The organism is Mycolicibacterium anyangense (genome assembly GCF_010731855.1).
Taxonomy (GTDB): Bacteria; Actinomycetota; Actinomycetes; order Mycobacteriales; family Mycobacteriaceae; genus Mycobacterium; species Mycobacterium anyangense.
The window spans coordinates 1,261,872-1,275,282 of sequence record NZ_AP022620.1 but is presented as its reverse complement, the minus strand read 5'-3'; the positions used below and the strand labels follow the sequence as shown (position 1 = coordinate 1,275,282).

General features: G+C 66.7%; 12 protein-coding genes and 1 tRNA gene. 6 read left to right on the top strand and 7 right to left on the bottom strand.

What is annotated here, in order from left to right:
• Positions 1 to 13: 13 nt before the first annotated feature.
• Positions 14 to 1,225, bottom strand: coding sequence for a branched-chain amino acid ABC transporter substrate-binding protein (locus tag G6N35_RS05980; protein WP_163803425.1), 1,212 nt, complete (start codon positions 1,223 to 1,225; stop codon positions 14 to 16).
• 189 nt (positions 1,226 to 1,414) lie between these two features.
• Positions 1,415 to 2,044, bottom strand: a complete 630-nt coding sequence (locus G6N35_RS05975; RefSeq protein WP_163803424.1) for a two-component system response regulator PdtaR — start codon at positions 2,042 to 2,044, stop codon at positions 1,415 to 1,417.
• A 114-nt stretch (positions 2,045 to 2,158) separates the two neighbouring features.
• Between G6N35_RS05975 and G6N35_RS05970 the strand changes: the two genes are divergently transcribed.
• Positions 2,159 to 2,235: transfer RNA gene (locus G6N35_RS05970), tRNA-Leu, on the top strand.
• Positions 2,236 to 2,268: 33 nt separating this feature from the next.
• Here the strand turns inward: G6N35_RS05970 and G6N35_RS05965 are convergent.
• Positions 2,269 to 2,535: a hypothetical protein gene (locus G6N35_RS05965; RefSeq protein ID WP_163803423.1), complete on the bottom strand. Its 267-nt coding sequence runs from the start codon at positions 2,533 to 2,535 to the stop codon at positions 2,269 to 2,271.
• Between the two features lie 158 nt (positions 2,536 to 2,693).
• Between G6N35_RS05965 and G6N35_RS05960 the strand changes: the two genes are divergently transcribed.
• Positions 2,694 to 3,863, top strand: a complete 1,170-nt coding sequence (locus G6N35_RS05960; RefSeq protein ID WP_163803422.1) for a family 16 glycosylhydrolase — start codon at positions 2,694 to 2,696, stop codon at positions 3,861 to 3,863.
• Between the two features lie 33 nt (positions 3,864 to 3,896).
• On the opposite strand, the gene G6N35_RS05955 is transcribed toward G6N35_RS05960, so the two are convergent.
• Together G6N35_RS05955 and G6N35_RS05950 are read right to left on the bottom strand one after the other, a co-directional pair.
• The gene (locus G6N35_RS05955; protein ID WP_163803421.1) at positions 3,897 to 4,694 is read right to left on the bottom strand and encodes a nitrilase-related carbon-nitrogen hydrolase; all 798 of its coding nucleotides are present in this window, start codon (positions 4,692 to 4,694) and stop codon (positions 3,897 to 3,899) included.
• Entirely contained in the window at positions 4,691 to 6,169 is a 1,479-nt protein-coding gene (locus G6N35_RS05950; RefSeq protein WP_163803420.1) for a PucR family transcriptional regulator, read from the bottom strand. Before G6N35_RS05950 ends, G6N35_RS05955 begins: the two co-directional genes overlap by 4 nt.
• A gap of 83 nt (positions 6,170 to 6,252) precedes the next feature.
• Here G6N35_RS05950 and G6N35_RS05945 point away from each other — a divergent pair, with 83 nt between their 5' ends.
• From G6N35_RS05945 to G6N35_RS05930, 4 genes are read left to right on the top strand one after another with little or no spacing between them, the layout of a single operon-like run.
• Positions 6,253 to 7,752 carry a purine-cytosine permease family protein gene (locus G6N35_RS05945; protein ID WP_163803419.1) on the top strand — a complete coding sequence of 500 codons (1,500 nt, stop codon included), beginning with the start codon at positions 6,253 to 6,255 and terminating at the stop codon, positions 7,750 to 7,752.
• A complete protein-coding gene (gene speB / locus G6N35_RS05940) occupies positions 7,749 to 8,693 on the top strand; it encodes an agmatinase (RefSeq protein WP_163803418.1) in 945 nt (314 codons plus the stop codon). The genes G6N35_RS05945 and speB overlap by 4 nt, the downstream gene beginning before the upstream one ends.
• 24 nt (positions 8,694 to 8,717) lie before the next feature.
• Entirely contained in the window at positions 8,718 to 10,376 is a 1,659-nt protein-coding gene (locus G6N35_RS05935) for a serine hydrolase domain-containing protein (RefSeq protein ID WP_163803417.1), read from the top strand.
• A 16-nt stretch (positions 10,377 to 10,392) separates the two neighbouring features.
• Positions 10,393 to 11,718, top strand: a complete 1,326-nt coding sequence (locus G6N35_RS05930; protein ID WP_407664510.1) for an adenylate/guanylate cyclase domain-containing protein — start codon at positions 10,393 to 10,395, stop codon at positions 11,716 to 11,718.
• A 3-nt stretch (positions 11,719 to 11,721) separates the two neighbouring features.
• On the opposite strand, the gene G6N35_RS05925 is transcribed toward G6N35_RS05930, so the two are convergent.
• Both G6N35_RS05925 and G6N35_RS05920 read right to left on the bottom strand, forming a co-directional pair.
• The gene (locus G6N35_RS05925; protein WP_163807491.1) at positions 11,722 to 12,474 is read right to left on the bottom strand and encodes an amino acid ABC transporter ATP-binding protein; all 753 of its coding nucleotides are present in this window, start codon (positions 12,472 to 12,474) and stop codon (positions 11,722 to 11,724) included.
• An 11-nt stretch (positions 12,475 to 12,485) separates the two neighbouring features.
• Complete coding sequence (locus G6N35_RS05920; protein ID WP_163803416.1) at positions 12,486 to 13,406, bottom strand: amino acid ABC transporter permease; 921 nt, start codon at positions 13,404 to 13,406, stop codon at positions 12,486 to 12,488.
• Between the last annotated feature and the right edge of the window lie 5 nt (positions 13,407 to 13,411).

Here is a 13,411-nt window from a genome sequence, read left to right as displayed (position 1 = left end):
TCTCGCGAATCACCTACTGAACCTTGTAGATCCAGATCAGGGTCGTGGTCAGCTCACCCTTATCGGTCCACTGGTACTTGCGGGCCACACCCTGTCCGTTGTAGTTCTTGACCCACTCGAGCAGGTCCGGACGGGTGATCTTGCCGGCGTCGATACCCTTCAGCAGCACCGTGCCCAGGTCGTAGCCCTCGGTGCTGTAGGTGCCGGGAGCCTGACCGAACTTCTTGGTGTACTCGTCGGCGAACGCTCCGGTGGCCGGGCCGCACGGGCAGGACAGGATGGCGTCCTTGGACGCCGCGCCGGCCTGCTTGACGAACTCCGGATCCTTGGTGCCGTCGGCGCTGACGAACTTGCCGGTGAAGCCGCCGTCGCGCAGCTGCTGAACGAACGGTGCCGCCTCGGCGTAGTAGCCGCTGTAGAACACCGAATCCGGCGACTGGCCCTTGACCTGGGTCACTGCGGCCGAGAAGTCCTTGTCGCCCTTCTTGACCGAGATGTTGCAGGCCGAGTCGGCCACCGGGCCGAGGGTCTCGCGGACCGCCTGCGCCAGGCCGGTGCCGTAGTCGGTGCTGTCGTCGACGACGCAGACCTTCTTCTCACCGAGGGTGTTCTTCAGGTAGTTGGCCACCGAGGGGCCCTGCACGCCGTCGTTGGCAAGACCGCGGAAGAAGGTCTTCCAGCCCTGCTCGGAGAGCGTGACGTTGGTGGCCGAGGCGGTCGCCGACACCAGACCCGCCTGGTCGAAGACGGCACCGGTGGCCTTGGTCTCGCCGGAGAAGGCGGGACCGACCAGTCCGATGGTGAAGGCGTCGTCGACGATCTGCGGGGCGATCGCGGTTGCCTTCTGCGGGTCACCCTCGGTGTCGAAGGGCTTCAGCTGGACCTGGCAACCGGGGTTGGCGGCATTGTGCTTGTCGATGGCCAGCTGGACGCCGTTCTTGATGTTGATGCCCAGGGCGGCGTCGGGGCCGTTGAGGGCACCGGCCATCGCGATGGACACCGGCGGGCAGGTGGCCTTGCCGTCACCGGCGGGATCGGCCGGGACAGCGCCGGCTTCCGGCTTGACCTCGGCACCGTTCTGGTCGATCTGAACCTGCTCGACGATCTTGAGATCACTCTGCGACGAGTTCTCATTCGGCTTGGACTGGTTGCAGCCGGCAATGCCGAACGCCACCAGCAGAGCCGAACTCGCGGCGATTGCACTCCGTGTCGTGCGAGAGCGCACGTTTCACCTCCGGGTCAGTAGTTTCGTCGGGTGGGTAGAACATAGCCAACGCTGGGCCGCAGCGCGTGCTCTTGGACAACGGCTGGCTGCGAGCATATTGCCGCCACCGGCAAACGGCACGGTCAGACGGTTACGCGCCGTCACCAGGCCGACGGGGAAACCCAGAGTTAACGCGGCGCGTCGGCTCGGTCAGCTCTCCGAGGAACCGTCACCGGGCGCGTCGAGCGTTTCCAGGACCACTTCGGCGACCCGCTTCATGGTGGTGCGGCGGTCCATGGCGGCCCGCTGGATCCACTTGAAGGCTTCCGGCTCGCTCATCCCCTGCTTGCTCTGCAGCAGCCCCTTGGCCCGCTCGACGAGCTTGCGGGTCTCCAGCCGGTCGGAGAGGCTGGCCACCTCGCGTTCGAGTTCGGTGATCTCGGCGAAGCGGCTGACGGCGACCTCGATGGCCGGGATCAGATCGGTGATCGAGAACGGCTTGACCAGGTAGGCCATCGCGCCGGCGTCACGGGCCTTCTCCACCAGGTCGCGCTGGCTGAAGGCGGTGAGCACGACGATGGGGGCGATCCGCTTGGCGGCGATCTCGGCGGCGGCGTCGATACCGTCGCGGCGCGGCATCTTGACGTCCATGATCACCAGGTCGGGGCGGAGTTGTTCGGCCAGCTCGACGGCTTCCTGGCCGTCGCCGGCCTCGCCGACCACCTCATAACCCTCTTCACGCAGCATTTCGGCGAGATCGAGCCTGATCAGCGCCTCGTCCTCGGCGATCAGGACGCGGTGGGTGGGACGGCCGTCGGCGTCGTTGGTGGACCCGGTCATGACGCTATTGTCGCGTGGCCGCGGCCAAACAGCGAGCGCGGGGCGCACCATGGGCCGCTTGGCTGCTCCCCCACGGCCATCCACTATGGTGGAAAACCGCCGCGCCGCGGCTGCGCCCTCGTATCCCAACTGGCAGAGGAAACGGATTCAAAACCCGTGCAGTGTGAGTTCGAATCTCACCGAGGGCACCAGTAGGACCAGCTCCCCCGGCTTCGGCCGTTCAGCTAGCGCACGCAGTCGTTGCCGACGATTTCCTTGCACACCGGTCCGGGCGGCGCCGGGTTGACGGTCGGCGAGAACGAGTTGTTGCCCCCGGGACCCACGGCCTTTTCGGTGGGTGACACAGCCGGCGCCGATGTCGATGACGGCGTGGTGCTGGTCGCCGGGGCTTCCTTCTCGTTCGGGCTACAGGCCGTCAGCGCCCCCATCCCGATGATCGCGGCGCCCCCGGCAAAGAGAGCAATCTGACGAGTCAGCCGATCAGACCTCATAGCGCTTCCCATCGTGAGGCGGACACCTCGAACGTATCCCAGCATCGCGTTATGCAGGGCAAAGTTGCCTCAATCAGGCGATTGTTACCAAAGTGATGATTGCGGCATCTGTTAATTGACGGGGCCGCAGGGAAAGCTGTCGTGATTCCCCTGCGTCGATGGAGTGCACCGTGCGCTACCTGCGCCTTACCGCTGCGAGCGTCATGGTTGCCGCCCTCGCCTCTCCCGCCCCACCCGCGTTGGCCGCCAACACCTCGTTCGAGGCCGAATCCATGACCGTGTCACCGGCCAGCGCCGGTGGCAAGGTCACCGACACCACCGCCTCGGGCGGCTCCGCTCTGGCGCTGACCTCCAACGGCACCGCATCGGCCGCCGTGACGCTCCCCCTGTCCAGCGGCCTGATCATTCGGGCCAAGGCCTCGTTGTGTTCCGGCGGACCCAATATGACCGTTTCGATCGACGGCACCGCGATCACCACCGTCTTCGTCAACAGCACCACCTGGTCGGACTACACCTTCACCGGTGCCATCCCGTCCGGCGCACACACGCTCGCCATCGGTTACTCCAACAACTACGACCAGAACAGCAAGTGCCAGCGCAATCTCTACATCGACACCGTCATGGCGACCACGGGAGCGGTCGGCGACGAGTTCCTCGGCAGCGCCGGAGCAGCGCCGAACAACTCGATCTGGACGGTCAAGACCGGCACCGGCTGGGATCCCGGTGTCGAGAACTACGCGACGAAGAACGCCACGCTCGATGGTCAGGGTCATCTGCTCATCCAGGCCACCAAGACCAAGAACGGCTACTCATCGGGCTGGGTGGACACCAAGAACAAGATGAGCATGGGCTACGGCACCATCACCGCCCGCATCAAAGTGCCTAAGGGGCAAGGGCTTTGGCCGGCCTTCTGGCTCAAGGGCGCCGACGAGGACACCACACCCTGGCCGCAGTCCGGAGAGCTCGACGTACTCGAACTGCCGAGCACCACCACCACCGTCTACTCCACCCTGCACGGCCCCATCGACGGCAGCACCGCCACCCAGCAGGCGCAGATCACCGCGAACCTGCCTGACCTATCGACGGATTACCACAACTACTGGGTCAGACACCTCGTCGACGAGATCACCGTCGGTGTGGACGACCAGACGCTGGGCACTTTCACCCCGGCCTCGTTGAGCCCGGGTTCGAAGTGGGTCTACAACCGCCCGATGGCCGCGATCATCAACCTCGCCGTCGGCGGCCCCTGGGCGGGAGCACCCAACAGCACCACGCCGTTCCCGGCGGCGATGTCCGTCGATGTCCTGCGCTGGGATCCGCCCGCCTGACGCTAGCCCGTGCGAGCCTCGGTTTCTGGCTGGTCAGTACAGGTCGACGCGCCGGTCGTCGAACAGGTGCACGTGCTCGGTCAGCGTCTTGTCGTGGGTCAGCCGCAGATCGACATCGGCGATCGCCAACCCGGGGCCCGCGCCCGCGACGGCCGCCACCCAGCCGTCGGGATCGACGATCGCGGTTCCCTCGGTCCATGGCTGCCCACGCTCCACCCCGGCCCGGTCACACACCGCCACGGCGACCTTGTTGGTCCGAGCCGTCGACATCGCGGTGATCACCTCACCTGGCCGCTCGCCCTCCGGCCGGGGAAACAGCGGCCAATTCACCGGCGCAGCAATCACTTCCGCGCCATCCAGGGCAGCCCGCCGAGTCAGCTCCGCGAATTCCAGGTCGTAACAGACCATCACGGCGATCACGCCATGCCGCGTCGAGAGCACCGGAGGTAACGCATCCCCGGGTGTGAAGATCAGTTTCTCGCGATCCCACAGATGCGTCTTGCGATAACTCGCGATCACACCGTCGCGCTCGACCACCAGTGCGCTGTTGTACAGCAGGCCGTCCTCACCCAGCTCGCAGAATCCACCGATGACCACGGCATCGCCGGCGGCCGAGCGCCAGGCGTCGAAGGCGGCGGCATCCGGGCGCAGCGCCGCCGACCTGGCCTCCTCGGCGTCGGCGAACATATAACCCGAGGTGGCCAGCTCCGGCAGGACCACGATGTCGGCCCCGGCCGACACCGCAGCGGCCACCGCCGCGGTCGACAGCTCGAGGTTGGCGTCAAGCTCCCCGACGGACGGTGCGATCTGGGCACAGGCGATGCGGCTCACTTCTGCAGGCTAACCGCTGAGCGCGCTTTGAGTGCCAGCCAGAGTTCCATCCGGTCCTCACCGTCGTCGAGACGACGCCCCGTCAGCGTCGCGACACGTTCGATCCTGTTGCGAACCGTGTTGCGGTGCAACGACAGTCGCGCCGCAGCCGGATCCCACGCGCCGTTCACCCGCAACCACTGTTCCAGTGTGCGCAGCAGTTCGAGCCGTTCCCGGGGATCCAGTGCGTCCAGGGGCGCCAGCACAGCATCGGCGAATCCGCGCACCGCGTCGGGCTCCCCCAACGCCAGCAACAACGACACCGTCTCACCCTCGCTGGCCGTGACGATCCGTCCCAACCGGGCGCTGACGGGCACCAGGGATCTGGCCTGCATCGCCGAAACGGCGAGCGCATCGGCATCCGTCGGAGCGCCGATGCCACAGGCTAGGCCAGGCGCGTGGGTGGTCAGTGTCGCCACGAGCGCGTCCAGGTCGGTATGGACGATCTCCACGGTCTCGCCGCGCACCAGCACCAGGCAGTCCGGCAGGCTCGCCTGCACACGGAAGGCCAGCGATTCGGCGTCGGTGGCGGTGACGACGGCCGCCTGACAGGGGCCGGTGTCCAGACCGACGGTCGCCGCCAGGGCCAGCGCGCGCTCCCGTTTGAGGCCGGGCCGCAGCAGCTGGGCCAGCACCTGCGCGCGTCGGTTGCGCTCGGCTTGGCCGGAGAGGTTGCGCCGCTCGATGTCCACGGCGATCAGCGAGACCAGCACCGTCGACGAGCTGCGCGACCGCAGATCCATGTCGGCACCGAGTGCGATGAAGGCCAGCGGATCACGGGCGCCGACCGCGTGCACCTCGAAACCCTCGATCACCGACCAGCCCGCACCCGACTGGCGCGCGGAGTCGATGGCCGCGACGGCCGCATCCACCACAGCGGGATTGGTCGCGGGAGTCTGGCCGATGACCCTGCCGCCGGCATCGCAGACCACACACGGCGTGATACTGGCCTGCGACCACGCCGACAGTAGCGCCGAGAGCGGCGCGGAGCTGGTCGCCACCGCCGTCAGCGAGCGATTGATCTCCAGCGCGGTCTGCAGTTCCTGGCGCTCCTGGCGCGCGATGGTCTCGAACACCCACTTGGTGACGGCGATGAACGGCGTCTCGTCGGGCACGGTCATCAGCGTGACGCCACACTCGCGGGCGGCCTCGATCATCGGCCGCGGGCAGCGTTGGTAGGGCAGCCCGTGACCGAGTCCGAGGGCGACCGCCGCCACCCCGGCCGACGCGCACTCCGACAGATAGGCGCGGCATTCCGCGCGACGCATGGGTAGCAGCAGCCCCACCGTCATGAGCAGCTCCCCGCCCCGCAGCCAGTCAGCCGGCGCGGCAAGTTCCGAGACATGCGCCGACGTCACGGCCCTGGTCAGGTCTCCCTCGACCAACACCTGCAGGTTCAGGCTCGGCTCGGACGCGACGTCCGCGACCGTCAGCACGCCATGGTCCTGATGTACATATTGTCCAACCGTAATAGATGGTTTGAACACTTCTGCCATGGTGCCAGGCACAACAGCAGCGGATGGTGTTACGCACTACTGTGACACCCCTCGGAGGAATCGTGACCGCTCCCGCATCCCGCGCCACGACGCTGATCGAAACCCGGTCCATCGACTACGTCCCCGACGACGAGCGGCACGGCAAGGTCGGCCATCAGGGCCCGTTCTGGTTCGTCGGCAACTTCCAGCCGTTCACGCTGGCACTGGGCTTCGTCGGCCCCAGTCTCGGACTGTCGCTGGCGTGGACGATCGTGGCCGGCTTGGCGGGCATCGCCTTCGGCACCATCTTCATGGCGTTCCATGCCACCCAGGGCCCGGTGCTGGGACTGCCGCAGATGATCCAGTCACGAGCCCAGTTCGGCTACCGCGGCGTGCTGCTGCCCTTGATCGGGACGCTGTTCACCTTCGTCGGCTTCAACGTCGTCGACACGGTGATCATCAAGTCCGGCCTCGAGTCGATCTTCGGCTGGAACACCGTCGTCGTCGCCGTCGTCATTACGGTCGCCGCCGCACTGCTGGCCATCTACGGGCACGACCTGCTGCACCGCACCTTCCGCATCCTGTTCTGGCTCTCCCTGCCCCTGTGGGTGGTACTCACCCTCGGCGTCGTGTCCGGCTCGGTGACCGGAACAACCGCTGCCACAGGCGGTTTCAGCCTCGTCGCGTTCCTGGTGCAGTTCAGTGTGGCGGCCTCCTACAACATCACCTACGCCCCGTACGTCTCGGACTACAGCCGCTACCTCCCCCGCGACACCAAGCCGTCCTCGATCATCGCGTCGGTGTTCCTCGGGGCGTCGGCCTCACCGGCCTGGCTCATCCCGCTGGGCGCGTGGATGGCCACCTACCTGGGGGCCAGCGACGCGCTCTCGGGTATCAACACCACCGGCAACGACGTGGTGCCCTACCTCGGTGCGGTGCTGGCCGTGGTGGCCACGCTGGTCCTGGTCGCCACCATGGGTCTCAACGCCTACAGCGGCATGCTGACGGTGATCACCGCCATCGATTCGCTCAAGCCGGTCACCCCGACCCGGCAGCTGCGGGTGATGACGATCGCGGTGCTGGCCGTCGCGTGGCTGGCGATGAGCCTGGCGTTGACGAACGCGACCGCCGCTCTCAACACCACGCTGCTGATCATGCTGTACCTGCTGGCCCCGTGGACCGCGGTCAACCTGACCGACTACTTCTTCGTCCGGCGTGGCCACTACGTCATCGCCGACCTGTTCACCCCCATGGGCATCTATGGGGCGTGGTCGTGGCGCGGGCTCACCGCCTTCACCGCCGGTGTGCTCGCCGAGATCCCGTTCGTCGATCTGCCGTTCTTCGTGGGCCCGGCCGCCGAGGCCATGGGCCAGGTCGACATCGCCTTCGTCGTGGGCATGCTGGTCTCCGGCCTGGTCTACGTGGCGGTGACCCGAAGCCTTGATGTGAGCACTGAATTGGCGATGATTGACGCCAACCCGACACTGGCCGATCCCGCCGATGCGATCGCCATTGCGAAGACCGTTGTCGAGGAGGAGCAATGACAGGCGAGATCGTCGGACAGACCGACGCCACGAAATTCCCCCGCTACACCGAACCGAACACCTTCGCGCGGCTACCCCGGATCTCCGAGGTGGCCGACGCGGCGGTAGGGATCGTCGGTGTGCCGTTCGACAGTGGCGTGTCCTACCGGCCCGGTGCTCGCTTTGGACCCTCGCATGTCCGCGCCGGCTCGAAGTTGTTGCGGCCGTTCAACCCTGCGCTGGGTGTCGAGCCCTTCGCCGCGCACCAGGTGGCCGACTTCGGTGACATCCCGGTCAACCCGTTCAACATCGACGAGGCGATCACCACGATCGATACTGAGGTCACCGCGCTGCGCACGCACGGCACGACGCTGCTGACCATCGGCGGCGACCACACCATCGCACTGCCCATCCTGCGCTCACTCGCCCGCGACCACGGCAAGATCGCCGTGCTGCACTTCGATGCCCACCTCGACACCTGGGACACCTATTTCGGTGCGGCCTACACGCACGGCACCCCGTTCCGGCGGGCCAGCGAAGAAGGCCTCATCGACATGGAACGCTCGTTGCACATGGGTATTCGCGGGCCGCTCTACAGCAAGACCGACCTGGAGGACGACGCCGTCCTCGGGTTCCAGGTCATCCGGTCCGACGACTACGAATTCGACGGTGTCGCCAGCATCGTCGAACGGATGCGGGCCCGCCTCGACGGCGGACCGGTGTACGTCTCGGTCGACATCGACGTCCTGGATCCGGCGCACGCACCAGGCACCGGAACACCGGAAGCGGGCGGCCTGACGTCCCGGGAATTGCTCAACACGTTGCGCGGACTGGTCGGTCTCGACGTCGTCGGTGCCGACATCGTCGAGGTCGCACCTGCCTACGACCATGCCGAGATCACCGGGATCGCCGCGGCGACCGTCGGTTACGAGCTGCTCTCGGTGCTTGCCGCCAACAACTGAGGGCGAGCGGTTAGCATACTGAGTATGCTCTCTTCGACCGTCGCCACCATCGCCGAGGCCTGGGCGGTGCCCGGCGGTGCGGTACTGGCCGTCGACAAACATCGCGAGCTGTTCTCCTACCGCTTCGGCCATGCCGATGTCGCTGCCGGCATCCCGGTAGCAGCGCACCATCTGTTCGAGATCGGCTCGATCAGCAAGGTGTTCAACGCGATCGCCATTCTGCAGTTGGCGCGCCGCGGCCTGATCCGGCTCGACGACCCGGTTGGCACCGTCCTCGAGTGGCTGCCTGATCCCCTGCGCGCCAACGGAATCACCATCGACCGGTTGCTCACCCACACCGCCGGCCTGGTCGCCAGTACCGAGGCCCTACCCGACGAGCTGGGGCAAGTGGCTGCCTTCACCGGCCCGGTGTCACCGGCCGCACCGGGGACGTTCTTCCACTACTCGAATCTGGGCTTCCTCCTGCTCGGGCAGGCGGCCCGGCAGGTCTGCGGGCGTGGTCTCGACGAGGTGGTGCGCGAGCAGATCCTGGTTCCCCTCCAGATGAACTCCACCATCGCGCGGGTGACTCACGAGGACTACTCCCGGCTGGCTCGCGGCTACCAGCCGTTGCACGACGACCGGCCGTGGACCCCGGGCGAGCCGTTGGTGGTGGCGCCGTGGCTAGAGGTCGCCGGTTCCGACGGGAACATCGCGGCCACCGTGTCGGATCTGGCGATCTTCGCGCGGATGTTGTTGGGCCGGGGCACCGTGAACGACACGTCGATCCTGCATCCGGACGACTTCGACATCATGATCGGTTCCACGGCCCCCGATGGTGAGGACATCCTCTCGCTGCCCGGCGTTGCGGCTACCGAGAGCAGCCGCTACGGCCTCGGCGTCAACGTCGAACGAGCGGGTGGGCGCACCGTCCTCTCACATGGCGGGGGCATGGTCGGCTACGCCTCTTTCCTGCTGGTGGACCTCGATGATGAGTTCGCCGTCTGCGTGGTGACCAACGCCAACGGCGACAGTCCCATCGCAGAGGCGATCGCCCGCAGCGTCGCCGCCGAACTGCGCTCACCCGGTTGCGTCGATACCGAAGGCCTGACCCCGCGCTGGTGGCCCGCGGCAGTCGCACAGGGCTATGCCGGCGAATTCATCGACGAATCCGGCGATTCGGCGGCATTGGAGGGGCCGCGTTCGATTCTGGTCACCGTCGAGGAGCACCGCGGCGACCGGATGCGGCTGACCCTCGAGTGGGCCGGCGGGCGAGAGCCATTGCTGCGTACCTGGACCCGGGGCGCGGTAGTACAGGCTCCGGCGCTCGCGAAGTACTCGCTGAACTATCACGACGACAGCTGGCATTGGGGCCCGCGGACATTCACCCGCGCCGGGACGCCCACGGCAGCAGCCCCGTCGGACGCAGACCTCGAACCGTTCTGCGGACACTACCGCTCGTATTCGCCGTGGTACACCAACTTCCGGGTGGTGCTGCGCCGTGGCCGGCTCTACTTGATCGCACCCGGTGGTGTCGAAGCTCCGACCGACGATGCTGAGCTGATCGCAGTGGGCGACCAAACCTTCCGGGTCGGTGCCGATCCTCGCCTGCCCGAGCGGATCAGCTTCGGCCCGGCGGTCGGCGGGGTGGCGGCATGGGCGACCCGGGACGGCTGTCGGTATTCCCGCTCGTTCACCGATTGACGGTTAGTCTCGGAAGGTGGGCACCAAGCGGAAGTGCGCCGATCCGGTGCCGCCGGACGGCATACCCCGGGAATCGGACTGCGAGCGTATGCAGCGCCGCCCGTCGGCTCGCAACCAGCACTGGGCCGAATCGGTGTCGCGCCAGATGCGGGTGCTCAACATCGCCGCCTACATCGCCGGATTCGTCACTGCGTGCATCGCGATCATGCAGATCCTCACCGGCCCCGGAGCGATGTACATCGGGCTGATCAACCTCGGCACCGCACTGATCTTCTTCGCGATCCCGCTGCTGCAGCCCTTCGGTGAGGTCATCGCCTCACTGGTGTTCGTGTTCTTCGCGTTCGCCTCGCTGACCATCGTGGGTTGGCAGGTCGGCACCGACTCGGGTCTGCAGTTCTACTATCTGGTCTCGGCGTCGCTGGCCGTGCTGGTACTCGGCGTCGAACACGCGGTGCTGGCATCGGTGGTCGTCGCCATCGGGGTGGGGCTGACGATCGCCTCGCAGTTCCTGGTGCCCGGCGACACCCACCTGCAACCGCGATGGGCGGTCAACGCCGGTTTCGTCATCACCACGATCTCGGCGTCGGTGCTGATCTTCGCGACCGTCTGGTACGCCATGCGCGAGGTCTACCGGGCCGAGGGCGCCATGGAACTGGAATACAAGCGCTCCGAAGCGCTCTTGATCAACATCCTGCCGGGCAGCGTCGCCGAACGGCTCAAGGATCCGGCGCGCGGCACCATCGCCGACCGCTACGACGATGCCTCGATCCTGTTCGCCGATATCGCCGGGTTCACCGAACGGGCCAGCCAGATCCCCGCGGTGGACCTGGTGCGCTTCCTCGACCGGCTCTACACCACCTTCGACCGCCTGGTCGACAAGCACGGTCTGGAGAAGATCAAGACGACTGGCGATTCCTACATGGTGGTCAGCGGTGTGCCCGAGCCACGTCCCGACCATGTCGAGGCGCTGGCCCGGCTGGCACTGGACATGTCGCGGGCGGTCGCCGATCTGCGTGACCCGAACGGCCAGCGCGTGCCGCTGCGGATCGGGATGGCGTCGGGCCCGGTGGTCGCCGGTGTCGTCGGGGCCCGGCGGTTCTTCTACGACGTGTGGGGCGACGCCGTCAACGTTGCCTCCCGGATGGAGTCCACCGATCCCGAAGGCCGGATCCAGGTGCCGGAGAACGTCTACGAGCGGCTGAAGGATCAGTTCGTGCTGGAGAAGCGCGGCGAGGTCGACGTCAAGGGCAAGGGCATCATGTGCACGTGGTACCTGGTGGGACCTCGAGAAGCGAAAGATATTGGGCCGCACAGCATCCGGGTCGAGAGCCCGGCTGGCTAGCTGCTACATCACCTTCGACAGGAACGCCTTGGTGCGGTCGTGCTGCGGGTTGCCAAGAACCTCGCGCGGCACCCCGCTCTCGACGATCACCCCACCGTCCATGAACACCAACTGGTCGGCGACCTCACGGGCGAACCCCATCTCGTGGGTGACGACCACCATCGTCATGCCTTCGCTGGCGAGCTTTTTCATGACCGTCAGCACCTCGCCGACGAGCTCCGGGTCCAGCGCCGAGGTGGGCTCGTCGAACAACATCAGTTTCGGGTCCATGGCCAGCGCCCTGGCGATGGCGACGCGCTGCTGCTGACCGCCGGACAGCTGTGCCGGGTAGGCGTCGGCTTTGTTGCCCAGGCCGACCTGGCCGAGCAGATCGCGGGCCCGCTCCACGGCCACCGACTTCTTGACCTTCTTGACGTGGATCGGGGCCTCGATGATGTTCTCCAGCGCCGTGCGATGCGGGAACAGATTGAAGTGCTGGAACACCATGCCGATATCGCGGCGCTGCTTGGCGGCGTCACGCGGCGACATTTCGTAGAGCTTGCCCTGACCCTCCCGGTAGCCGACCAGGTCGCCGTCGACGTAGAGCCGGCCGGCATTGACCGTCTCGAGATGGTTGATGCAGCGCAGGAAGGTGGACTTGCCCGACCCGGACGGTCCGACCAGAACCAGCACCTGGCCACGGTCGACGGTCAGCGTCACACCCTTGAGAACCGACAGCGCGCCGAAGTTCTTGCACACCTGCTCGGCGCGCACCATGGGTTCGGTCGTCATACGTGTCCTGCCTCCGTGCCGGTCTGCGCCTTGGCCAGCGCCTCCAGCTGCTTGGAGGTCAACCGCCGGGAGATGCCCTTGGAGAAGTACTTCTCCAAGTAGTGCTGGCCCACCATCAGGATGCTGGTGACCACCAGGTACCAGGTCGCCGCAACCAGAAGCAGCGGAACGGGTTCGAAGATCCGGGCCGCGATCTCCCGGGAGGCGATGCTGTAGAGGTCATACGAATACGGCACGGCCGTCACCAGTGAGGTGGTCTTCAGCATGCTGATGACCTCGTTACCGGTCGGCGGGATGATCACCCGCATCGCCTGCGGAAGAACGGTGCGCCGCATCGTCATTCCCCACGACATGCCCAACGCCGTCGACGCCTCGGACTGCCCTTCGGGCACGGAAGTGATTCCCGCCCTGATGATCTCGGCCATGTACGCGGCCTCGTTGAGGCCCAGGCCGACGACCGCCAGGGCGAACGGGATCGACAAGGCCTGGAGGTTCAGGTGGAAGAACGACGGCCCGAACGGGATGCCCAGCTGGATGTTCTGGTAGATCGTCGGGATCAGGCCCCAGAACACCAGCTGGACGTAGACCGGGGTGCCGCGGAAGATCCACAGGAACACCCAGGCCACCGAACGGAACACGGGGTTCGGCGACAACCGCATCACCGACATCACGACGCCGAGCGCGACACCGAGCACCATCGAATAGATGGTCAGCTGCAGCGTGTTGAAGACGCCGAGCAGGATCCGGTCGTTGAACAGGTACTCGCCGTAGGTCGACCAGCCGTAGGCCGGGTTGGTGGCCGCTCCATAGAGGAACAGCCCGACCAGGACGACGATGACGCTCGCCCCCACCCACCGCCACGGGTGCCGTAGGGGCACAGCATTGATTGCGGGCGGGGCCGACGCGTCACCTGCCATGTCGG